This window comes from Massilia mucilaginosa, from assembly GCF_011682145.1.
GTDB lineage: Bacteria > Pseudomonadota > Gammaproteobacteria > Burkholderiales > Burkholderiaceae_D > Telluria_A > Telluria_A mucilaginosa.
Genome location: NZ_WHJH01000007.1, coordinates 142,474 through 162,954, shown reverse-complemented (window position 1 = coordinate 162,954; position 20,481 = coordinate 142,474). Strand labels below are relative to the sequence as shown.

General features: G+C 65.3%; 20 protein-coding genes, 1 tRNA gene and 1 riboswitch. Of the genes, 12 read left to right on the top strand and 9 right to left on the bottom strand.

The annotated features are described in order from the left end of the window. Nucleotides 1–262: 262 nt before the first annotated feature. The 8 genes from F2P45_RS09325 to glyA all read right to left on the bottom strand — a co-directional run bounded on the left by F2P45_RS09325 (nucleotide 263) and on the right by glyA (nucleotide 9,211). Complete coding sequence (locus tag F2P45_RS09325; protein ID WP_166873258.1) at nucleotides 263–832, bottom strand: GspH/FimT family pseudopilin; 570 nt, start codon at nucleotides 830–832, stop codon at nucleotides 263–265. Beyond that, nucleotides 829–1,278: a type IV pilin protein gene (locus F2P45_RS09320; RefSeq protein WP_166873255.1), complete on the bottom strand. Its 450-nt coding sequence runs from the start codon at nucleotides 1,276–1,278 to the stop codon at nucleotides 829–831. The genes F2P45_RS09325 and F2P45_RS09320 overlap by 4 nt, the downstream gene beginning before the upstream one ends. A gap of 23 nt (nucleotides 1,279–1,301) precedes the next feature. Further along, nucleotides 1,302–5,135, bottom strand: coding sequence for a pilus assembly protein (locus F2P45_RS09315; RefSeq protein WP_166873252.1), 3,834 nt, complete (start codon nucleotides 5,133–5,135; stop codon nucleotides 1,302–1,304). Then, nucleotides 5,132–5,752 carry a pilus assembly PilX family protein gene (locus F2P45_RS09310; protein ID WP_166873249.1) on the bottom strand — a complete coding sequence of 207 codons (621 nt, stop codon included), beginning with the start codon at nucleotides 5,750–5,752 and terminating at the stop codon, nucleotides 5,132–5,134. The genes F2P45_RS09315 and F2P45_RS09310 overlap by 4 nt, the downstream gene beginning before the upstream one ends. Nucleotides 5,753–5,757: 5 nt before the next feature. Next, on the bottom strand, nucleotides 5,758–6,705 hold the full coding sequence (locus tag F2P45_RS09305) for a PilW family protein (RefSeq protein ID WP_166873246.1): 948 nt from the start codon (nucleotides 6,703–6,705) through the stop codon (nucleotides 5,758–5,760). Continuing rightward, entirely contained in the window at nucleotides 6,702–7,280 is a 579-nt protein-coding gene (gene pilV, locus F2P45_RS09300) for a type IV pilus modification protein PilV (protein ID WP_166873243.1), read from the bottom strand. Before pilV ends, F2P45_RS09305 begins: the two co-directional genes overlap by 4 nt. Nucleotides 7,281–7,462: 182 nt before the next feature. Then, a complete protein-coding gene (gene nrdR / locus F2P45_RS09295; protein WP_166873241.1) occupies nucleotides 7,463–7,930 on the bottom strand; it encodes a transcriptional regulator NrdR in 468 nt (155 codons plus the stop codon). Between the two features lie 33 nt (nucleotides 7,931–7,963). After that, nucleotides 7,964–9,211: a serine hydroxymethyltransferase gene (gene glyA / locus F2P45_RS09290; RefSeq protein WP_166873238.1), complete on the bottom strand. Its 1,248-nt coding sequence runs from the start codon at nucleotides 9,209–9,211 to the stop codon at nucleotides 7,964–7,966. Between the two features lie 103 nt (nucleotides 9,212–9,314). After that, a riboswitch (ZMP/ZTP riboswitch) is annotated at nucleotides 9,315–9,425 on the bottom strand. 130 nt (nucleotides 9,426–9,555) lie between these two features. Between glyA and F2P45_RS09285 the strand changes: the two genes are divergently transcribed. From F2P45_RS09285 to F2P45_RS09240, 10 genes are all read left to right on the top strand, one after another. Continuing rightward, entirely contained in the window at nucleotides 9,556–10,302 is a 747-nt protein-coding gene (locus tag F2P45_RS09285; RefSeq protein WP_166873235.1) for an SDR family NAD(P)-dependent oxidoreductase, read from the top strand. A gap of 194 nt (nucleotides 10,303–10,496) precedes the next feature. After that, a complete protein-coding gene (gene ybgC / locus F2P45_RS09280) occupies nucleotides 10,497–10,901 on the top strand; it encodes a tol-pal system-associated acyl-CoA thioesterase (RefSeq protein ID WP_166873232.1) in 405 nt (134 codons plus the stop codon). Nucleotides 10,902–10,930: 29 nt separating this feature from the next. Continuing rightward, nucleotides 10,931–11,620 carry a protein TolQ gene (gene tolQ, locus F2P45_RS09275; RefSeq protein WP_166873229.1) on the top strand — a complete coding sequence of 230 codons (690 nt, stop codon included), beginning with the start codon at nucleotides 10,931–10,933 and terminating at the stop codon, nucleotides 11,618–11,620. A 12-nt stretch (nucleotides 11,621–11,632) separates the two neighbouring features. Continuing rightward, nucleotides 11,633–12,067, top strand: a complete 435-nt coding sequence (locus F2P45_RS09270) for an ExbD/TolR family protein (RefSeq protein WP_166873226.1) — start codon at nucleotides 11,633–11,635, stop codon at nucleotides 12,065–12,067. A 5-nt stretch (nucleotides 12,068–12,072) separates the two neighbouring features. Next, a complete protein-coding gene (tolA, locus tag F2P45_RS09265; RefSeq protein WP_166873223.1) occupies nucleotides 12,073–13,080 on the top strand; it encodes a cell envelope integrity protein TolA in 1,008 nt (335 codons plus the stop codon). A 39-nt stretch (nucleotides 13,081–13,119) separates the two neighbouring features. Next, nucleotides 13,120–14,382, top strand: a complete 1,263-nt coding sequence (tolB, locus tag F2P45_RS09260) for a Tol-Pal system beta propeller repeat protein TolB (RefSeq protein ID WP_166873219.1) — start codon at nucleotides 13,120–13,122, stop codon at nucleotides 14,380–14,382. Between the two features lie 55 nt (nucleotides 14,383–14,437). Next, on the top strand, nucleotides 14,438–14,965 hold the full coding sequence (gene pal / locus F2P45_RS09255) for a peptidoglycan-associated lipoprotein Pal (RefSeq protein WP_166873216.1): 528 nt from the start codon (nucleotides 14,438–14,440) through the stop codon (nucleotides 14,963–14,965). A 117-nt stretch (nucleotides 14,966–15,082) separates the two neighbouring features. After that, nucleotides 15,083–15,844, top strand: coding sequence for a tol-pal system protein YbgF (ybgF, locus tag F2P45_RS09250; RefSeq protein ID WP_166873213.1), 762 nt, complete (start codon nucleotides 15,083–15,085; stop codon nucleotides 15,842–15,844). Nucleotides 15,845–15,925: 81 nt separating this feature from the next. Further along, nucleotides 15,926–16,001: transfer RNA gene (locus tag F2P45_RS09245), tRNA-Lys, on the top strand. Nucleotides 16,002–16,210: 209 nt separating this feature from the next. Next, nucleotides 16,211–16,912, top strand: coding sequence for an SMI1/KNR4 family protein (locus F2P45_RS09240; protein ID WP_166873210.1), 702 nt, complete (start codon nucleotides 16,211–16,213; stop codon nucleotides 16,910–16,912). Nucleotides 16,913–17,106: 194 nt separating this feature from the next. Here F2P45_RS09240 and F2P45_RS09235 read toward each other — a convergent pair whose 3' ends face one another. Then, a complete protein-coding gene (locus F2P45_RS09235) occupies nucleotides 17,107–17,391 on the bottom strand; it encodes a hypothetical protein (RefSeq protein ID WP_166873207.1) in 285 nt (94 codons plus the stop codon). Nucleotides 17,392–17,856: 465 nt separating this feature from the next. On the opposite strand from F2P45_RS09235, the gene F2P45_RS09230 reads away from it, so the two are divergent. Together F2P45_RS09230 and F2P45_RS09225 are read left to right on the top strand one after the other, a co-directional pair. Then, nucleotides 17,857–19,884: a TonB-dependent receptor plug domain-containing protein gene (locus F2P45_RS09230; RefSeq protein WP_166873204.1), complete on the top strand. Its 2,028-nt coding sequence runs from the start codon at nucleotides 17,857–17,859 to the stop codon at nucleotides 19,882–19,884. Next, on the top strand, nucleotides 19,881–20,477 hold the full coding sequence (locus tag F2P45_RS09225) for a YfiR family protein (RefSeq protein ID WP_229504986.1): 597 nt from the start codon (nucleotides 19,881–19,883) through the stop codon (nucleotides 20,475–20,477). Before F2P45_RS09230 ends, F2P45_RS09225 begins: the two co-directional genes overlap by 4 nt. Nucleotides 20,478–20,481: the final 4 nt, after the last annotated feature.

Genomic DNA, 20,481 nt, shown 5'->3' with positions numbered 1-20,481 from the left:
CAGTAAGTAATTGCACAAGTGTCCCAGCGTAAATGGCTGACCGCGATTTTACGCCAAGACAGCCGTTCCCGCCGGGGCGGGTGCGATGGCCGCTTTTTCGCCGTTCGCCGCGGCGCGCCTTTGCCCGCGCCGGCGACGTGGCAGACGCCGCACCGGTGACGGAGCAAGCGCTGCCCAGGTAACGAGGCAAACGCCACGCCGTGTCGGAGCAATCGCGATGCCGGTGACAATGCCATCGCCGCGCCGGTTTTCACTGTCACCGCTAAGACTCCTCCTCTTCCCCTTCACAGTTTGCGCCGTCGCGCGCCGGATCGCACACGCGGGCGCGGCCGAGCATGTTGATCTTGATGCGGCGCGTCTGCTCGCCCTGGAACAGCGACAGCGTGCCCCAGCGCGCCGCCGCGCTGCTGGTCGCAGTACAGCTGCGTCCGGCGCTGTTGTAGGCCAGGTAATCGGGCAGCTTCTGGCTGGAAAACACGGCGCTGACGACGATGCCCTTGCCGACCGGGCCGTGCGTGGCGATCAGCTCGTCGGACGCCCCGGGGCGGCGGTCGCCGTCGTGGTCGACAAACGCTACCCAGCCCAGGCTCCAGTCGGTACCGGCGGGTTCAAGCGGTGCGAGAACGACGCGCTGGCCGCGTGCCATCGCTTGCGCGCGCGTCAGGCCGATGGCGCCGGACAAGTCGTTCACGGCGGCGTTGAGCTGGTACAGGCGGATCATGGCGCGCAGGTCCGGCACGGCGACGGCCAGCGCAATGGCGGCGATGAGCAGGACCGCCATCAGCTCGACCAGCGAAAACGCGTTCGCCGGCGGCGGTGCTGCGCGCGTCATGGCCAGCAACCGGCGGCGCTGCCGCTGGCGCTGTGTTCACCGGCGCTGTTGAGCGTCAGGGTCTGGCATTCGCCATCGCGGAAGGTGGCGTCAACCCGGTCGGTGCCGGGAATGGCTTCGATGACGATGCAGCGCGCGATCTCCTGGCCGGCGCAGGGTTTGCCGCGCAGTTCGTAGGCGCTCGATTGCGCGCTGCTGCCGGACCACCATTTGAAATGGTCCTGATCCGGACCGCTCTGGCCGGCCGCGAAAGCAAGGTAGCGGTTGTGCTGCGTGTAGTAGCGCTCCTGCTTTTGCATCAGATCGAGCAGCACCGCCTGGGCTTCGGCGCGGCGCGCCTTGACCACGAAGCCCTGGTATCCGGGATAGGCGAGCGCGGCAAGCAGCGCGATGATGGTCATCACGATCATGGTTTCGATCAGGGTAAAGCCTCGACTGGTTTTCATTGCCGTTTCCTTTCGCTGGGTGACTATTTTTCCTTTGCCGCATCGTGCAGGTCTTGCCAGTTGTGCACCTCGCGCCAGCCGAGGCGGCGCGACGGGTAACGGATGCTTACCTGCTGGGCCGGCGCCGCCTTGCCGCCCTCCTGCGGGCGCACGATGGCGTAGGTGTGCGCCGCCTCGGCGCGGCCGGTGGCGCCGCGCGCGCCGGTGCTGGCGGCGGTCTCGATCAGCAGCGGCGGCACGCCGGCCAGCGCGGAGTAGCGCTCGCCCGTGCTCTCGCCGGAACGCACGCGGCCATCGGCGCCGATGGCCAGGCCGCTCAGCGCGTCGAGCACATAGCTGCGCGACGCCGGCGCACTGCATGGGTCGGCGCCAGGGAGCAAGGTGTCGACGATCAGGGTTCCGGCCCGGGACAGCGGGCTGCCTGCGACGCGCTCGCCGTCGACGGCGGTATGGGGAAAATCGAAGAACCAGCCTTTCGGCGCGTTTTCCCCGTCCAGTCCATCCAGCTCGGCGGATGCGCCCGCCACTGCGTAGCGCGCCGTGCCGCTCAGGATGCGCGGCACGAGCCGGGCGCGCGAGATCGGCGGCTGCTTGTCCAGGGCATCGTGGACGGCGTAAAACGATTGCGGCAGAAAGCTGCCGCGCTGCGTGTCGGCCAGTTCGATGAACTTGCCGGTGCCAAACAGCACGAGGTAGCCGCCGCCGGGCGCGAACACGATCCGGGGCGCGTGCGCGATGGGCTGGGGCCTGCCGCCGGCGTCGCGCGCGTCGAACAGGGGCGACACCGCCGAGCTCCACGGCGCCGATCCGCTGAAATCGAAGCGCCACAGCCGGCCCTGCAAGTCGCCGGCGTAGGCATGGCGCACGCTGGCGTCGCCCGCCAGCGCCAGCGCCGGAGGCGAGAGCGCGTTGGGCTGCGACGGATCGGCCACCGGCGTGAGGAAGCGGTAGTAATTGACGCCGCGCTGCCAGCGCTCCGAGGCCGGCTTGTCGAGCGCGAGCAGGAACAGCGCGCCGCTGCCATCCCCGGCGCCGTTGTTGATGCCGCTGGCGACGACGACAAAGTCGCGGTACTGCGGCACCCCATCCTTGACGGCAATCCGGAACCTGACGACCAGCGGCGGCGCGGCGACATGTCCCATGGCCGGGTCGTCGCGGCCGGTGAATTCCCACAGCGCGCCAAGACCGGTATGAAAAGCGGCCGGATCGGAGATGTCGAGCGCGAACACGCCGCGCGCACCCATGCCCATGCCGGAGGCGAGAATGGTGCGCCAGCGCCCGTCGACCAGCGCTTCGCCGCTGCCGGCGCTGGCGTCGACATACGGCCGGTGGCGGTAGCCGGGGTCGGCCAGCCGCGCCAGCACCGGCGTCAAGGCGTGCGGCACATAGGCAAACAGTTCGGCGCCGCTGGCGGCGTCGAAAGCGTGCAGCATGCCGTCGTTGGCCCCGACATAGGCCACGCCAGGCCGCTCGCGCTGGCGCTTGTGGAAGTCGAGATAGGCCAGGTCGCCGCGCGACGGCGGCGGCGGCCCGACCAGCAGGGGCACGCTGTGAACCACGTCGCCGAGCACGCTGGCGCGGCGCCGCAAGACGCCGCCCGGCTGGCCTTCCTCCCTGTCGCGCCCGCCACGCAGGAAGGCCGTGCGCGCTTCGCCCAGTCCGTCCGGCGCGCCGCCGGCAACGGCAACGTCCAGCAAGGCGCGCGATTCCTTTGGCAGGCTGGCCCAGTCGAACGGGACCGTCACCGTTTTGTCGGGCTGGTAGGCCAGCGTGAAGATCTTGCGCGCCGCCGGCGCCATGCGGGGCGGCAGCGCTGGCCGCACGCCATCGTTGCCGGTGAGGAGTTCGGCGGCATCCCATTCCACCTTGTCCGAGATGGACGGTGCGCCGTCCTTGCCCACGGTCAGCGCGCGCCGCCGCAAGCTGCCGCTGGCCCTGGACAGGTCGCCGCTGGCCTGGAGCACGAAGCCGCGCCCCTTGCTGACGGGGCTGGCCACCAGCGCACCGGGCGTGTCGCCGCCGCTGGAACCCGCAGCGGCGAACAGGGCGTCGATGGCGGGCCCGATCGCAAACGCATCCCTGGCGCCAAAGAAGCCGGCCGGACTGCCGCCGGCAGCGCGCCACTCGGTATCGTCGCGCCGCTCGCCGCTGGTGATGAAGGGATTGGCGTCGCCGTTGCGGTCGTCGAAGGCACCGTACTTGGCGGCCAGGTACAGCGCGCTGGTGCGCTCGCGTTCCGGTACGCCCAGCTCGAGCGCCATGCTGGTGATGGTGACCGGCTTGTCGCGCCGGATCGGGTTGGTGTGCGCCCACCAGGCCGCGCCGGCCAGGTACAGGCTGCCGGCGCCGTTCGGCCCGTCGCTGCGTTTGTCGAGCTCGCTCAATTCGGCCCGCGGGGCGCTATTGCCGTAGGCGCCGCCGCGGTCGGCTTCCATCTCGCCGACGCGGCGCGTTGCCTGCATGACGTCGAAACGGACCGGGGCGAAGCCATCGGCGGCGCGCGCGGCGTCCTTGCGCCCGGCCTGGGTGTTGCCCGGCACGTGGCGGTCGTCGATAAAGGCCGGGTGGCCGATGGTGGCAATCACGTTGCGCTGGCAGGCGGCGGTCACCGGATCGGCGCGGCTCGACCACACCGGCAAGCCATCCGGCGCGACGCCGCCCGCTGGCGCGCTCGCTTCGCGGCCCTGTACATAACGCAGCGCTTCGTAAAACAGTTCCGCGCCGGGGTCGCTGGCGGCGTAGCTGCCGGCGCTGGCCGGCTTGCTCCGGCCCGCCAGATTGATGGCGGCAATGCTGCCGCTGGCCGCGCCGCTGCCACGGTCGGGATTGGGGACGAACACGCCGGTCTTGGCGCTCCATTCGGCGCGCTGGTTGGGCTGCGCCTCGTAGCGCGGGGGCGCGATGGCCTGGTCGCCAATGAACTTGAGCGGCGCGCGCAGGACGCCGCCATCGGGCGCGCCGCCCTGCTCGCGCTCGCCAGCAGCATAGGCCATCACGCCGATACGTCCGCTTGCCGCATGCCGCTGCAGCGCGCCTTCCGGTTTGAACGCGCCGCCGTACGGGCGGCACAGGGCTGGGCGGCTGGCGCTGTCCTCGGGCGTGCAAACGCGCACCCGTGCGAGAAATTCGCCATGAAATTTATCGGACGCCAGCCGGGTCCCACTCTTGCCGTAGCGCGGAGCGTCGCAACTTTTGCCTTTCTGGGTATCGCTGAACAGCACGCGGTTGCGGCACGACACGATAACCAGGTCGATCTTGCCGAACGGAGTCAGCACCGCGCTCTGGACGGCGGGCAGCATCTTGCGCGGGAAATGCAGGGCGTTCGCGTAAAAATCGACGTGCGCCGCGCCATCGGGCAGCCAGGCGCGCTGTAGCACGGTGATGCCCGGGTCGTCGAGCACGCGGTCGCCGCCGGTCAGGCCGAGGCGCACCAGGTCCAGGGTCGCGGCCGTGGCCCAGTTCAGCAGATTGCCGCTGAACGCAGCGCCGCCGCAGCCAAGGTCCGTCCCCACCGGGCCGACCGGTGCAAAATGCCCGAGGCGTTCGTCCAAGTCGGGCTCGCTTACCGAGCGCGCATGCGCCTTCATCGGATACCGGTAGCACAGGCGCGGGTTGAAGTAGCCGGGATAATCGGTCGCCCCCGCATACGTGTCGCGATAGGCGGCGCCGGCGTCGGCGAAGCTGAGCGACAGATTGATCAGCAGGTTGGGCGGAATCTGGCCGGGTGCGCCGAGCACGCCGTCGGGCACCTGCAACAGCGGCGGCGCGGCGCCGGCCACGCAGGCCCAGCAGATGAGCAGCGCAGCGAACAGTGAAGCGGGCAGCGACGCCAGCCAGCGCTCAATGGTGGCGTTCATGCCCCCTCCTCCGGCGCCGCCTTGAGGTAAAACGCTTGCAGCACTACCCGGGTCGCATCGAGCGAGCCGAATCCGATCGCGGTGATGCGGTAAAAGTTGCCGGGCGGACGGGCGGCATCGGCGCCGGCCTGGGTGTGCGGCAACAGTTCGATCAGGTAGCGCGGCGCGCGCAGCGGCAGTGTGCCCTTGCCCGCCGGCAGCTGCGCACCGGTGAAGCGGCCGTACGCCACGCCGGCCGCCTGCGGCCCGTCATTGCCCGACAGATCGACACTCTGCCACGCCGGCTGGCCGGCCACGTGCAGGCACAAGCCGGCATTGATGTCGCGCCCGGCGCCGCAGCCATCCACGAAGCCGAGCGCATTGCCACGTGCAAACAGTGCGGCGCGCTCGGACGAGGGATCGCTGCCGCCCTCGATATCGTGTTCGGCATCGGCCAGCGCCGCCTCGGCCGCGGCAAAGGCGATCTGCCGGTCGCGCTCGTGGCGCGCCGATTTTTCGCTGCTCAGTGCGCTGCGGGCGGCGGACACGCCGAGGATCATCAGCGCCAGCAGCACGAACAGCGCCGTCAGCAGCACGGCGCCCTCCTGGCGCTCACGTTGGCATGGAAGTGTTTGCATGGGATTCACATGGCCGCGTTGCGCATCACGATGGTGGTGGCGAACATGCGCCGCTCGCGCCAGCGCTGCGCCGGCGCCAGGAGTGCTTCGTCGATCCGCGTGCCGGGGTCGCCGGCGCCGCTGTAGCCGGGGCCGAACAGCTCGTAGGCAATCGGCTCGCGCCCGCCGGCGCCGCCGCGCGCGCCATGCAGCAACAGCGCCACCCTGACGCTGGCGACGCGCTTCCAGTGGGTCTTGCGGCGCAGGTCGCGCTCGCGCTCGCTTGGGGTCGCACCATCGAGCATCAAGGCGGCGTCGAGCGCGTTGACGGCGCCGGCGCCGAGGTACTGGTTGGGCAAGCCGTCGCCGGGCTCGTCGGTATCGAGCCCGTACAGCACCTGGAAGGTATCGACCCCGCCCACCACGGCATCGCTGCGCCAGTTCTTCTGGCCATGGTATTTGCAGCGCAGTTCGGCGTCGCCGGCGGCGCCGGCAGCGACATAGAAAATGCTCCAGCCCTCATGGCCGGTGCCAAGCGCGAACCCGGCGCAGCTGAGCACGCTGCCGTCGCCGTCCGGTCCGGCTCCCGCACCATCGAAGCGCAGCACCAGCACATCGCTGCCGTTGACGCCGCCCGGCCGCGCATTGTCGATGCCCGGCCCGCTGCGCGCCAGCACATGGTCGTCCAGCCCGCCGATGCGGGCGGCCGTCGCGGCCGGCGCCGGCGGCGCGTCCTCGCGCTCGAGGTCGACCCAGGCGCTCTGGCGCACCGCCCGTTCGATGGTCTCGAGCGCGAAGCGGCCGGCGTCGTCGGTCTGCGCCAGCTGGTGCTGCGCGGCGTAGCCGGACTGGGCGGACACCAGCAGCGCTGCCGCCGCCAGGCTCACCAGCAGGCCGAGCACCAGCGCGACCAGCAGTTCGACCAGACCCAGGCCGGTCTGGCGCCACCTGCGCGAGCCGCTGCGCGCCCTCATGGCGTCCCCGTCCCGAGCATCACCGCCACCGCCGGCGCGGACGGCGCGGCGGGGCCGGACCCGGCGCGTTGCGCGCGCCGCCCCTGCCAGCCGAGCTTGATGACCACCGGCGCCCCGGCCGCGCCCGCGCATTCCCACGCCAGCGCCCGGCTCGCATCGTCCCACACGGCGGCGTCGCGGCAGACCGCGATGCGCCCGCCCGGAAAGCCGGCGTGCAGCGCGGCCACCGTGTCGGCGATATCGAAACGGGCCAGTTGCGCACTGTCGCAGCGGCCCGCGCCGTAGCATTGGACGGGCGCGGGCGGCGGCGCACCTTCGCCCGCCTGGTAGCGCAGTTGCAAATAGGGATTGATGGCGTCGCTTAACTGCATTTGCGCGGCATTGGCGCGCATGCGTTCGGCCAGGCTGCTGGCCAGATGCACCCCGCGCGACATCAGGCTCGATTCCTGGCGGGTGCGCAGCGCCGCGACCTGGGTGCCCAGCGCGCCGAGGATGCCGACGACCAGCAGCAGCACCGCGACCAGCACTTCGATGAGCGTGAATCCGCCGGCGACATGGTTCCGCTTTGACCGCATGACTCCCCCGCAACGTTAGACGACGCGTTAGACGACGCGTTGAACGACGCGCCCCGTCATACCGCCGCAGCCTGTCAGCAAGGGCTGCAAGGTCGGTGAACTGGTGATCCGGATCGCTTGGGAGTTACGTTAACAGCGCTGCGGACAGGCATGCATGGCCTGCCTCAAAGGTGTGAGCTGAACTATTTACGCGGTTTGCGTTCGTGGCCTACTTCGGCAATCGCTTCCTGGAACTCGGCCAGGTCCTCGAAGTTTTTGTAGACCGATGCGAAGCGGATGTAGGCAATCTTGTCGAGGCGTTTCAGTTCCTGCATGACCAGCTCGCCCACGTGGCCGGTATCGACCTCGCGCTGTCCGCTGGTGAGCAGTTTTTCCTCGATCGACGCGACGGCCTGGTCGATGGCCTCGGCCGACACGGGCCGCTTGCGCAGCGCCAGCATCAGGCTGCCGCGCAGCTTGACCGAGGCGTACTCGGTGCGGCTGCCGTTTTTCTTGACCATGATCGGCATCGACAATTCGATCCGTTCATAGGTGGTGAAGCGCTTGTCGCACTTGGCGCAGCGGCGCCGGCGCCGGATTGAATCGCCCTCCTCGGATACGCGCGTATCGAGGACCTGCGTATCTTCATGCTGACAGAAAGGACATTTCATGGGGCGCCGGCCGCTGCTGTGAGTGAGCTTAGATCAAGCCGCGTAGACCGGATACTTGTCGGTCAGCTTCTTGACTTCGGCCTTGACGCGCTCCACGACAGCGGCGTCGTTCGGGTTGTCGAGGATGTCCGCGATCAGGTTGCCGACCGTGGTCGCATCGTCTTCCTTGAAGCCGCGCGTGGTGAAGGCCGGGCTGCCGAGGCGGATGCCGGAAGTCACGAACGGTTTTTGCGGGTCGTTCGGGATGCCGTTCTTGTTGCAGGTCATGTGGGCGGCGCCCAGCAAGGCTTCGGCTTCTTTCCCGGTCAGGTTCTTGGCGCGCAGGTCGACCAGCATGACGTGCGACTCGGTGCGGCCGGACACGATGCGCAGGCCGCGCGCGATCAGCGCCTTGGCCAGTGCGTCGGCGTTTTTCACGACCTGCTTCTGGTACTCGGTGAACGATGGCTCCAGCGCTTCCTTGAAGGCAACTGCCTTACCGGCGATCACGTGCATCAGCGGGCCGCCCTGGATGCCAGGGAAGATGGCCGAATTGATGGCTTTTTCGTGCTCGGCTTTCATCAGGATGATGCCGCCGCGCGGACCGCGCAGCGATTTGTGCGTGGTCGAGGTGACGAAGTCGGCGTGCGGCACCGGGTTGGGATATACGCCCGCTGCGATCAGGCCGGCGTAGTGCGCCATGTCGACCATGAAGTAAGCGCCCACTGCCTTGGCGACCTTGGCGAAACGCTCGAAGTCGATTTTCAGCGAAAACGCCGATGCACCGGCGATGATCATTTTTGGCTTGTGCTCATGCGCAAGACGCTCCATGGCCTCGTAGTCGATGTCTTCTTGTTCGGTCAGGCCGTACGACACCACATTGAACCACTTGCCCGACATGTTCAGCGCCATGCCGTGGGTCAGGTGGCCGCCTTCGGCCAGCGACATGCCCATGATGGTATCGCCCGGCTTGAGCATGGCGAAGAACACGCCCTGGTTGGCCTGGGAGCCGGAATTGGGCTGCACATTGGCCGCTTCGGCGCCGAACAGCTGTTTGACACGGTCGATCGCCAGTTGTTCCGCGACGTCGACGAATTCGCAGCCGCCGTAGTAGCGCTTGCCTGGATAGCCTTCGGCATATTTATTGGTCAGCTGCGAGCCCTGGGCTTGCATGACCGCTGGCGAGGTGTAGTTCTCGGACGCGATCAGCTCGATGTGATCTTGCTGGCGTGCGTTTTCCTTCTGGATCGCGCCCCACAATTCCGGGTCAACATGGGCGAGCGTGTGTTCTTTTGAAAACATGAAAAAACTCCAATCGATAAGAGTGCGAGGCACCTGATATGCAAGGATCGAATGAGGGGAGCCGTTGGAAATGGAACAGGCAGCCTCATCGTGCGCTTCCATCGGTGGCTGCCCAGGCGAACGGCTGATGAAATCTCACGTTCCCCGGTGGATGCCCACCTTTCGCCGCCAGGCAGCTATGCGCCGCGACTTTTCGCCAGTTACGTGAGACGTAATGGAGCCCAAATTGTAAGTTAAGTCCTTGAATAGGGCAAGGAATGGGATTGCCTAAATGGCAGGTGGCGGTCAATCTGGTCACTTGGGCTACAATCCGGCACAGCTTTGCACTTCTCCAGGACACCACTATGATCGTTTTCATCACCGGCGCCTCGGCCGGCTTCGGCGCCGAAATGGCGCGTACCTTCGTCAACAACGGCCATCAGGTCGTCATCAGCGGGCGCCGCAAGGACCGCCTGGAAGCCCTCGCGGCCGAACTGGGCGACCTGGCTTTGCCGCTCGTCATGGATGTCACCTGCAAGGAATCCATCAACGAAGCCTTGTCGATGCTGCCGCAATCATGGCGCCAGGTCGATGTGCTGATCAACAATGCCGGTCTGGCGCTGGGCACGGCGCCGGCCCACGAAGCCCCGCTGGCCGACTGGGAAACCATGATCGCCACCAACTGCACCGGCCTGGTGACCATGACGCGGGCGCTGCTGCCGGCCATGGTCGAACGCGGCAGCGGCTTGATCATCAATCTGGGATCGGTGGCCGGCAACTATGCTTACCCGGGCGGCAATGTGTACGGCGCGACCAAGGCGTTCGTGGACCAGTTCACCCTGAACCTGCGCGCCGACCTGGTGGGCACCGGCGTGCGCGCGACCAACCTGGCACCGGGATTGTGCGGCGGGACCGAGTTTTCGAACGTGCGCTTCAAGGGCGACGACGACAAAGCGGCCAAGGTGTACGAAGGTACCGACCCGCTCACGGCCAAGGATATCGCCGCCACCGCGTTCTGGATCGCGACCTTGCCGCCGCATATCAACATCAACATGATCGAGATGATGCCGACCTGCCAGGGCTTCGGGCCGTTCGCGATCAAGCGCAACTGACAGCGGCGCCGGCGGCCGCGTAACAAGACTACTTGCCCATGTAAGCGATTGTTACAGAACTTGGCACTTCGGCATGGCTCACGTCTACTTGTGCGCCATCCGGGCCGCCGGGCACCGATCTTTATGTACGCTTGCGTACATTTACAGCAAAAAACCGCGTAAAATGTTTCCGATATTCACTTATGGCAAATGAAATGCCCTCTGTATTCAGTTGGCCGGTTCGGGTCTATTACGAAGACACCGATGCCGGCGGCATCGTTTTTTACGCGAATTACCTCAAATTCTTCGAACGCGCGCGCACCGAATGGCTGCGTGCGGCCAACGTTGGCCAACAGGCGCTGCGCGACGAACACGGCGCGATCTTCGTCGTCAAGAACGCCAGCATCGACTATCACGCGCCAGCGCGGCTCGATGATGCATTAAACTTGACATTGAGTATAGAAAAACTGGGGCGCGCATCGGTCCAGTTCCTCCAGCAAGCCTGGCACGGCGATGTTTTGCTGGCCAGCGCGACGGTCAAAGTGGGCTGCGTGGACGCAGTCACCCTGCGTCCACGCGCCCTGCCCGACGCCACCGCTGCTAAAATGCGTGCCGCCTGACACTTCACACCTAGAAAATTCCAACGCCAATGAATGCAGCCCAAGACCTTTCCTTTATCGCCCTGATCGGTAACGCGCACCTGATCGTGCAATTGATCATGGCACTGTTGCTGGGCCTGTCCATCATGAGCTGGACCTATATCTTCCGCAAAGCCTTCGCGGTGCGCGCCGCCCGCCAGCAGACCGAACAGTTCGAACGCAGCTTCTGGGCCGGCGGCAACCTGCACACCCTGCACCAGAACGCCAGCACCACGCGCGAACAGAGCGGCGCGCTGGCGCGCATCTTCGAAGCCGGCATGGGCGAATTCATCAAGGGCAAGCAAGCCTCGCCGCAGCGCGATCCGCTCGACACCGGCGCCGTGCTCGATGGCGCCCGCCGCGCCATGCGCGCCGCCTTCCAGCGCGAACTCGACGCGCTCGACTCGCACCTGAACTTCCTGGCCTCGGTCGGTTCGGTCTCGCCCTACATCGGCCTCTTGGGTACCGTATGGGGCATCATGAACGCCTTCCGCGGTCTGGCCAACGTGCAGCAGGCGACCCTGGCCGCCGTCGCGCCCGGGATTGCCGAAGCGCTGATCGCGACCGCCATCGGCCTGTTCGCGGCCATTCCGGCCGTGGTCGCCTACAACCGCTTCACGCACGACATCGACCGCCTGGCCATCCGCTTCGAGAGCTTCGTCGAAGAATTCTCGAACATCTTGCAGCGCCAGTCGCGCTGATCGGAGGCACTCATGGCATCGTTTTCCAGCAGCCTGCGCGGCGGACGCAAACGCAAGTTCAAGTCCGAAATCAACGTCGTCCCCTACATCGACGTGATGCTGGTGTTGCTGATCATTTTCATGGTCGTGCCGCCAGCCAACAGCCCGAGCGTGATCAACCTGCCGAGCGCGGAGAAATCCGCGCTGCCGCCGGACGACTATATCCAGATCGTGCTGAAACCTGACGCCAGCTTGAGCATCGGCATCAACGGCAAGAACAGTGCCGCGGCCGAGCAATTGGCGGACCGCGCCGCCGTGATGCGCCGCCTGCGCGCCTTGCACGCCGAGCATCCGGCGTACCCGGTGATGATCGCCGGCGACCGCGAGAGCAAGTACGACGACGTGATCCAGCTCATCTCGGAAGCGAAAAAGATGGGTATCAACCGGGTCGGCCTTGCCACCAAGTGAAGACGATGGCGCCCCTGACTCCCGCCGCCGCGCCTAGCGGCCCCTACACCGTGCCGCCCGAGCCGAGCCGCGTCCCGTCGGTCGCGCTGGCGCTGGCCGTGCACGCCGGTCTGCTGCTGTTCCTGTGGGCCGGCATCAGCTGGCAGAACACGGTGCCGACCGAAACCGAAGCGGAAATCTGGGACATGAAAACCGAGTCGGCCGCCGCCCCGCCCGAGCCGCGCGAAGCGCCGCCGCCGGTGCGCCAGCCGCCACCGCCGCCGCCGAAGCTGGTCGAAAAAGTCATTCCGAAGCCGGTCGAACCGCCGCCGGTGGAAAAGCCGCCGGTCGCCAGGCCGGACATCGCGCTCGAACGCGAAAAGAAGCTCAAGGAAGAAAAGCGCAAGCAGGAGCGCTTGCTTGAGGAAAAACAGGCGCTTGAAAAAGCGCGCAAGGAACTGGCTGAAGAAAAGAGACTGCTCGAACTGAGGAAACTCGACGAGCAGAAGAAACTCGACCAGAAAAAGCTGGAACAGCAGAAGCAGGACCAGCAAAAGCAGCTGGCCGAGAAGCAGGCTGAAAAGCAAGCCGACGACAAGGCCGAGAAACTGGCCCAGGAAAAAGCCGCCAAGGATAAAAAGGCCGCCGAGGAGCAGAAAAAACTCGATAAAATGCGGGCCGATGAAATGCGCCGAATCACCGGGGCTGCCGGCGGCGCCGGCGAGGCCGAGAAATCGAGCGCGCCGCGCAGCGATACCGGCTACATTGCCAGCATCACCGCCAAGATCAAGAACGCCAAGGGTGGCTATGTGAACAGCGAAGCCTATTCCGGCAATCCGAGGGCGGTGTTCCGGATCGAACAATTGCCGACCGGCGAGATCATCTCGGTCAAACTGGTCAAGAGCAGCGGTGTCGCCGCTTTCGATGATGCTGTGGAAAAAAGCATTATCAAATCGTCACCACTGCCAAAGAAAAAAGATGGTACGGTAGAACGCTCTCTCGAAATTGGCTTCGCCCTGAAAGAAATGAACTGATCCACCTTCACGCGCCACGATTTTTCACCGAATGGAACCATGAAGAAACTACACTATCTGATACTCAGCGCAAGCTTGCTCACCGGCGCCAGCGCCCAGGCCCAGCTGAAGATTGAAATCGCCGGTTACGGCAATAACCAGATCCCGATCGCCATTGCCGCCTTCGCCGACGAAGGCGTGGCGCCGGCCCAGGTGTCGGCCATTATCCGGGCCGACCTCGAACGCAGCGGCGTTTTCAAGATCATCGACGCCGGCACCCTGTCGGACACGTCCTCCATCGACTACGGCAGCTGGAAGTCGCGCGGCGCCGATGCGCTGGTGGTCGGCAGCGTGCAGAAACTGGCCGATGGCCGCTTTGAAGTGCGCTACAAGCTGCACGACACCATCAAGACCAGCCAGTTGTCGGGCATGACCCAGTCCGCGCAGCCGAAATACACGCGCCTGTCGGCCCACAAGATCGCCGACGACATCTACGAAAAACTGACCGGCAGCCGCGGCGCCTTTTCCACCCGCGTCGCCTACGTGAATGAAAACCGCGGCGCGCGCGACTACCGCCTCGAAATCGCCGACGCCGATGGCGAAGGCGTGCAGGTCGCGGTGCGCTCGAACGAACCGATCATTTCGCCGTCATGGTCGCCCGACGGCGGCAAGGTCGCTTACGTCTCGTTCGAAAAGCGCAAGCCGATCATCTATGTGCAAGACCTGGTCACGGGCGCGCGCAAGATCGTGGTCAATGAAAAAGGCAGCAACTCGGCACCGTCCTGGTCGCCCGACGGCACGCGCCTGACGATGGCATTGTCGAAAGACGGCCACACCCAGGTGTATGTGGTGGGCATCGACGGCAGCGGCCTGCGCCGCGTGTCGAACAGTAACGGCATCGACACCGAGCCGCAATTCTCGGCCGACGGCCAGACCATCTATTTCACCAGCGACCGCAGCGGCGGTCCGCAAATCTACAAAATGCCAGCGGCCGGCGGCAACGCGCAACGCGTGACCTTCAATGGCAGTTACAATATCAGCCCGCGCGTCTCCTCGGACGGCAAAACCCTGGCCTGGGTATCCCAGCGTGACGGTGGCTATTCCCTCTATGCGATGGACCTGGCCAGCGGCCAGGAACTGCGCCTGGCCGATGCGGCCACCGAACCGAGTTTTTCGCCAAACGGCAAATACATCATGTACGCAACCAAAGGCGGCGGTCGTACTTCGCTGGCTGTGGTGTCGGTCGATGGAAGGGTCAAGCAGCGCTTAACAACCCAGGCAGGAAACATCAGGGAGCCCAACTGGGGTCCCTTCATGAAGTAATCGCAGTAACAACATCGTTCACGTTATTTTTAACACCGTCCAGGAGAAAACACCCATGCGCAATTTTAAAACCCTCGCATTCATCGTCACCAGCGCCGCCCTGCTGTCCGCTTGCAACACCCCGGTCAAAGACACGCCGGTACAAGTGACCGAAAAGCCGGTTGCCGGCAAGACCGTCGTGAAAGACGACACGCGCGAAGTCACCACCCAAACGACCGAATCGGTCATCGATCCGGTCAACGATCCAAAAGGCGTGCTGGCTAACCGCAGCATCTACTTCGACCTCGACAGCTACGTCGTGCGCGAAGATGGCAAACCGGTCGTCGAGAACCACGCCGGCTACCTGACCAAGAACAAGACCCGCAAGATCATCATCCAGGGCAATACCGATGAACGCGGCGGCACCGAGTACAACCTGGCACTGGGCCAGAAACGTGCTGAAGCCGTTCGTAAATCGATGGCGTCGCTGGGCGTAGCGGAGTCGCAGATGGAAGCCGTCTCGCTGGGCGAAGAAAAGCCTAAAGCGACCGGTGGTGGCGAAGCGGCATGGACCGAAAACCGTCGTGCCGACATCGTCTATTAATCGCTTGCCGTAAGCGGCATCCGGACCATCGGGGCGGCGCGCAGTGCGAACTGTGCCCGCCCCGCTGACCTTGTGCCACGGTGCTGTAGTTTCAACGGTTTTGAAAGAGTCACGATCATGATCACACTGTCCAAGTCCCGCATTGCCGCCGCCTGCCTGGCGCTGGCCGCCTGGGTGCCGCTGCAGAGCCACGCCGGCCTGCTCGACGATGATGAAGCACGCAAGGCCATCCTCGAATTGCGCGCCAAGGTCGACACCATCGCGCGCGAGCTCAATGCCCGCATCGACAGCAAGTCCGACCGCAGCAGCGCGCTCGACATGGTGAACCAGCAGGAGCAGACCCTGTCCGAGATCGCCAAATTGCGCGGCCAGGTGGAAGTGCTGACCAACGAACTGGCCAATGCCCAGAAGCGCCAGAAAGATTTTTACACCGACCTCGACGAGCGCCTGCGCAAGCTCGAGCCGCGCCAGGTGACCATCGACGGACGCGAGGCTGCGGTCGATCCGAACGAGCAGCGCACCTACGACGCGGCCATGGCCCTGTTCAAGGGCGGCGACTACAAGAGCGCGGCCTCGGCGCTGGGCGACTTCGTGCGCCGCTATCCGGCCTCGGGCTACGCCGCCAACGCGCAGTACTGGCTGGGCAACGCCTACTACGCGCTGCGCGACTACAAGAACGCCATCTCGGCCCAGGAACTGGTGGTGAGCCAGTACCGCGACAGCGCCAAGGCGCCGGACGCGATGCTCAACATCGCCAGCAGCTACACCGAGTTGAAGGACACCAAGAACGCCAGGAAGGCGCTCAAGGACCTGGTCGCCAAGTATCCGGAGTCGAGCGCGGCGCAGGCGGCCAAGGACCGGCTGGCGGTGCTGAAGTAAGCTGAGCGTCACACCACGGTAAAAAATGTGTGCTGGGGCATTTGACAGAAGCGTGGATGCCCCCTATAATCTTGCTTCTTCGGGTCGTTAGCTCAGCTGGTAGAGCAGCGGACTTTTAATCCGTTGGTCGCAGGTTCGAATCCCGCACGGCCTACCACGAATACAGCAGTACAGAACAGGGTTTCCCGCTTCGGCGCGAAACCTTTTTTTGCATTCACACGATCATACTCCTTGATGACTGATCGGCGCGGCATGGGGTTGCGAGCACGGCGTTCAAGAAATAGTCTTCCCAATACAGCAGCAGCTGCTCCCTGTCCCACATATAGATAACATTGATGTCCACCGGTACCGGCATTCCAAGCGGCCGTGCGGCTACTTGTCAGTGCGCGTGAAAGCGGCGATGATCTCGACAAGCCGTGCTCAGACCTGCCCTGTCTCAGCACGAAACGCGCCGCCCCAGCCAGCCCTCCACACCTCACCATCAGGCTCTGCATGACACCATCCCTTCCCACCATCCTGACCGCGCTGCACGCCCTGAAAGAACGGGCCGCGGCACCCGGTGCGCCACGCTCGCGCCACGATTTCTCGCCCTGCGAAACGGCGCAATCCATCGCCGCCATCGAGCAGAAAACCGGCTTTCCCGTCCCGCCCGATCTCAAGCACATTCTGCTTACGCTCGGTGGATTTTCCATCGACATCAACATCGATGGCTTTGCCCTCACGTTCAGCTCGCGCCCCGGCTTCCCCCATCCTTTCGGTGGCCTGGTCGACGTCCTCGACGCCAAATGGTGCTGGGAAGACTACCGCGACAGCGAGGATTTTCCGGACGATGACATCGCGCGCATGAATGCCGACTTTGTCTGCTTCGGCCACTGCGAGGTCGACCAAAACTCGGCGGACCATTTCTTCTACGACCGCAACGGCCATTACGGCGTGCTGCTTTTCGACCAGGAATTCCGCAATCGCGATGCCAACAACTATCTGTTTGAATTGTGCGAAGGAGAAAACAGCCTCGCACCGTTAACGCTCGAAGACATTCTTGCGCCACATCTGGCACCGCTGATATAACCCAGAGCATCCGGGCTCGTCACCTGTTGACGCCGGCCGGCGCTTCCCGGCGCCGCCGCCATCATTGCCGGACCGCCCACGCTGCCGGCCTTCCCCGATAACTGCTCCGACGCCGCCCTGCCACGCCGCGTCGGATACCTCCCGCATGCGTGCGCCATTTGCCGGACCCGACGATCCATGCGGCGACCTCCCGCTCACCGTGCCACGGCGACCTTGTCCAGGCTGGCCCGATACGCGTAGTACCAACCCGGAATCGCCCCCATCAGCCAGGGAATCGGCGTATTGAGAAGGTCCTTGATCCGCATCGGCATGAACATATCGAGCAGGATGACGACCCCGATCACTGCCAGATCGATCAACACCACGATCCCGACCGTATTGATCCTGCTCCACCAGCTTTTCCCGCCCTTGAACAGGGCGTACAGCATGCCGAAGCACATCAATATCAGCAGGCATGCGCCGTAGATTAAACCCTCCACTACATTCCCCAAGTTGTCTTCTCCCGACGCGGCACGCGCTGCGGCGCAGGGAAGTAAAGTACCGAACATCCATGTCGCTGAATATGCATCTCAGGTTCCCGGATGGCATGTGACCGGTCGTCTGTCGCGCTGGCGCTACGCGCAAGAGGCCGCAACAGCGATGACCTCATTGCTGATTATCAAGCAAATCGCTTCCACTCATCGCCTTGCTAGCCCATCAACCCCAAAGACGCTTCCGGCACGACGAAGCGTATCCGATCACGATACCAAACCGGCAATGTACCGGCCCGCCAGCGCTGTTGCGGCAATCCCACCCCGCAGTCCCATGCTTAACCTTAATCAACAAGCTGCGTGTCGGACAATCTTACACTGGACTACTAAGTTGACCACTGGAAACATTCCCGCACCAAGCACGCGGGCCTTCCGCCCCGGCATCGCTTGGCGGCCACAGCGCAGGACCTGGACATGACTCCGACACCGAACCCTCCCCTGCGCGCCGTCGCGCTCGCCGCCGCGCTGGCCAGCCTGGCCTCGCCCGCCGTGGCCGAGCCCGACTACCAGCAAGACCTGAACGCCTTGCCGATCGAACAATTGCTCAACCTGGAAATCATCACCGCCTCCAAGTTCGCCCAGAAAATCAGCGAAGCGCCCTCGTCGGTGTCGGTGATCACCGCCGACGACATCCGCCGCTTCGGCTACCGCTCGCTGGCCGACATCCTGCGCAGCGTGCGCGGGGTCTACGTGACGGACGACCGCAACTACAGCTACGTCGGCACGCGCGGCTCCGGCCGCCCGGGCGACTTCAACACCCGCCTGCTGATCCTGGTCGACGGCCGCCGCCTCAACGACATGGTGTACGACCAGGGCGCCGTCGGCACCGAATTCCCGATCGATGTCAGCCTGGTCGAGCGGGTCGAATTCGTGCCCGGACCGGGCTCGGCCATGTACGGCAGCAGCGCATTTTTCGGCGTCGTCAACGTCATCACCAAGACCGGCGCCGCGCTCCAGGGCACCACCCTGGCCGCCAGCGCCGCCAGCGCCGCCACGCGCAAGGCCCGCATCGCCACCGGCTTCGGCTACACCAATGGGCTCGACCTGCTGCTGGGCGCGTCCTGGCTCGAACGCAAGGGCGGCGACCAGTACTTTCCCGAATACGACGATGGCGCCCCCAACTTCGGCGTGGCGCGCCAGCTCGACCATGACCTCTACAAGCGCGCCTTTGCCAGGCTGAGCTGGGGCGGCTTCTCGGCCAGCGCCTATGCCGGACGGCGCACCAAGGGCATCCCGACCGCATCCTACGGCCAGCAGTTCAACGATCCGCGCAGCCAGACCAGCGACGAGTACGTGTCCGCCAGCGCGGCCTGGCAGGCGGCGCTGAGCCCGACCCTGGAAGTGCACGCCGGCGTCAATCTGCGCAACTACCGCTACCAGGGCACCTACATCTACGTCGCCGACAGCGCAACGGTGAATATCGACGCCGCCGAAAGCCGCACCGTGTCCACCGAATTGCGCCTGCTGAGCACGGCATTTCGCAATCACAAGATCATCGCCGGCGCCGAGTACGCCAGCGACCACAAGCGCACGATGATCAACTACGACCTGGCCCCCTACGCATCGTATCTGCTCAGCGAGCGCCCCAAGAAACGCGCCGGGCTTTACGTGCAGGACGAGTTCCGGCTGGGCGAACGGCTCATCCTCAACGCCGGCCTGCGCCACGACCACGACGACGAAGGCGGCGGCAACAGCAATCCGCGCCTCGCGCTGATCTATAAAGCGGCCGCGCACAGCACGCTCAAAGCCCTGTACGGCACCGCGTTCCGCTCGCCCAACTCCTACGAGCGCCACTACGCCACCAGCACCGGCTACAAGCTCAATCCCGGACTCAAACCGGAGCGCATCCAGACCTATGAACTGATCGGCGAATATTTTCCGTCCGAAAATTTCAGGGCAACCGCCTCGCTGTTCCAGTACCGCCTCACCGATCTGGTCGCCCTCACCACCGACCCGCTCGACAGCCGGCTGTTTCATTCGAATATCGATTCGGCGCGCTCCAAAGGCGCCGAGTTCGAGGCCGAATGGCTGCGCAACGACGGCAGTTCGCTCAAGACCAGCATCAGCCTGCAATACGCGCACAACGGCACCAGCGGTGAATGGCTGAGCAACTCGCCGCGCCAGTTGTTCAAGCTGAACTACGCCAAGCCACTCTGGGGCGATACCCTGCGCGCCGCGCTCGAATGCCAGTTCACCAGCCGCCGCCGCACCACGGCCGGCGGCCAGGTGGGCGGCTTCGGCCTGGTCAACCTGACCGTGCTCAGCGGCGCGCTGGGCAAACACGTCGAACTGTCCGCCAGCATCTACAACCTGCTCGGCAAGCACTACGCCGATTCGGCCAGCGAAGAGCACTACGACAGCGGCTCGCCGGCGCGCTACCTGAACGCCATCGCCCAGGATGGACGCAGCTGGCGCATCCAGGCGAGCTACACCTTCCGATGATGCGCCACAGACCCAAGCCCAGCGCCGCTCCCGTTGCCGTGCCCGCTCCCGCTTGCGCTCCCGTGCGCGCCGCCCGCCGGCGGCGCTTCTGCGCCCTGGCGCTGGCCCTGCTGCTGCCCGCGCCCGCCCAGGCGCAAGCCCAGGCCGCCGCGGAATATGCCGCGAAAGCGGCATTCATCTACAACATCGCCCTGTTCAGCACCTTCCCGAATCCGGACGCGCCCCTGGTCAGGCTGTGCGTGCTCGGGCGCGATCCCTTCGGCAAGCTGCTCGCCAGCCTGGAGGGCAAACCACTGGGCGAAGCGAAAATGACGATCGCCTACCCGCGCTCGGGCGGGGACGCGCTCAAGCAATGCCAGATCGTCTTCGTGAGCGCCTCCGAAAGCGACAGCGTGGCCCTGCTGGCGCAGTCGGCCCGGCAGGAAGGCGTGCTGACCGTGTCGGACGCGAAGGGCGCGGCGCGCCAGGGGATCATGGTCGAACTGGGCGTCGAGGACAAGCGCATCGCCTTCGAATTCAACGCCGAGGCGGCGCGCGCCGCGAATATCACGCTCAGCTCCAAAGTGCTGCGCCTCGCGCGCGCCGTGTACTGAACCC

Coding starts and splice junctions, on each gene's coding strand:
- F2P45_RS09325 (WP_166873258.1), bottom strand. CDS start 832: ATGACGCGCGCAGCACCGCCGCCGGCGAACGCGTTTTCGCTGGTCGAG.
- F2P45_RS09320 (WP_166873255.1), bottom strand. CDS start 1,278: ATGAAAACCAGTCGAGGCTTTACCCTGATCGAAACCATGATCGTGATG.
- F2P45_RS09315 (WP_166873252.1), bottom strand. CDS start 5,135: ATGAACGCCACCATTGAGCGCTGGCTGGCGTCGCTGCCCGCTTCACTG.
- F2P45_RS09310 (WP_166873249.1), bottom strand. CDS start 5,752: ATGCAAACACTTCCATGCCAACGTGAGCGCCAGGAGGGCGCCGTGCTG.
- F2P45_RS09305 (WP_166873246.1), bottom strand. CDS start 6,705: ATGAGGGCGCGCAGCGGCTCGCGCAGGTGGCGCCAGACCGGCCTGGGT.
- pilV (WP_166873243.1), bottom strand. CDS start 7,280: ATGCGGTCAAAGCGGAACCATGTCGCCGGCGGATTCACGCTCATCGAA.
- nrdR (WP_166873241.1), bottom strand. CDS start 7,930: ATGAAATGTCCTTTCTGTCAGCATGAAGATACGCAGGTCCTCGATACG.
- glyA (WP_166873238.1), bottom strand. CDS start 9,211: ATGTTTTCAAAAGAACACACGCTCGCCCATGTTGACCCGGAATTGTGG.
- F2P45_RS09285 (WP_166873235.1), top strand. CDS start 9,556: ATGATCGTTTTCATCACCGGCGCCTCGGCCGGCTTCGGCGCCGAAATG.
- ybgC (WP_166873232.1), top strand. CDS start 10,497: ATGCCCTCTGTATTCAGTTGGCCGGTTCGGGTCTATTACGAAGACACC.
- tolQ (WP_166873229.1), top strand. CDS start 10,931: ATGAATGCAGCCCAAGACCTTTCCTTTATCGCCCTGATCGGTAACGCG.
- F2P45_RS09270 (WP_166873226.1), top strand. CDS start 11,633: ATGGCATCGTTTTCCAGCAGCCTGCGCGGCGGACGCAAACGCAAGTTC.
- tolA (WP_166873223.1), top strand. CDS start 12,073: ATGGCGCCCCTGACTCCCGCCGCCGCGCCTAGCGGCCCCTACACCGTG.
- tolB (WP_166873219.1), top strand. CDS start 13,120: ATGAAGAAACTACACTATCTGATACTCAGCGCAAGCTTGCTCACCGGC.
- pal (WP_166873216.1), top strand. CDS start 14,438: ATGCGCAATTTTAAAACCCTCGCATTCATCGTCACCAGCGCCGCCCTG.
- ybgF (WP_166873213.1), top strand. CDS start 15,083: ATGATCACACTGTCCAAGTCCCGCATTGCCGCCGCCTGCCTGGCGCTG.
- F2P45_RS09230 (WP_166873204.1), top strand. CDS start 17,857: ATGACTCCGACACCGAACCCTCCCCTGCGCGCCGTCGCGCTCGCCGCC.
- F2P45_RS09225 (WP_229504986.1), top strand. CDS start 19,881: ATGATGCGCCACAGACCCAAGCCCAGCGCCGCTCCCGTTGCCGTGCCC.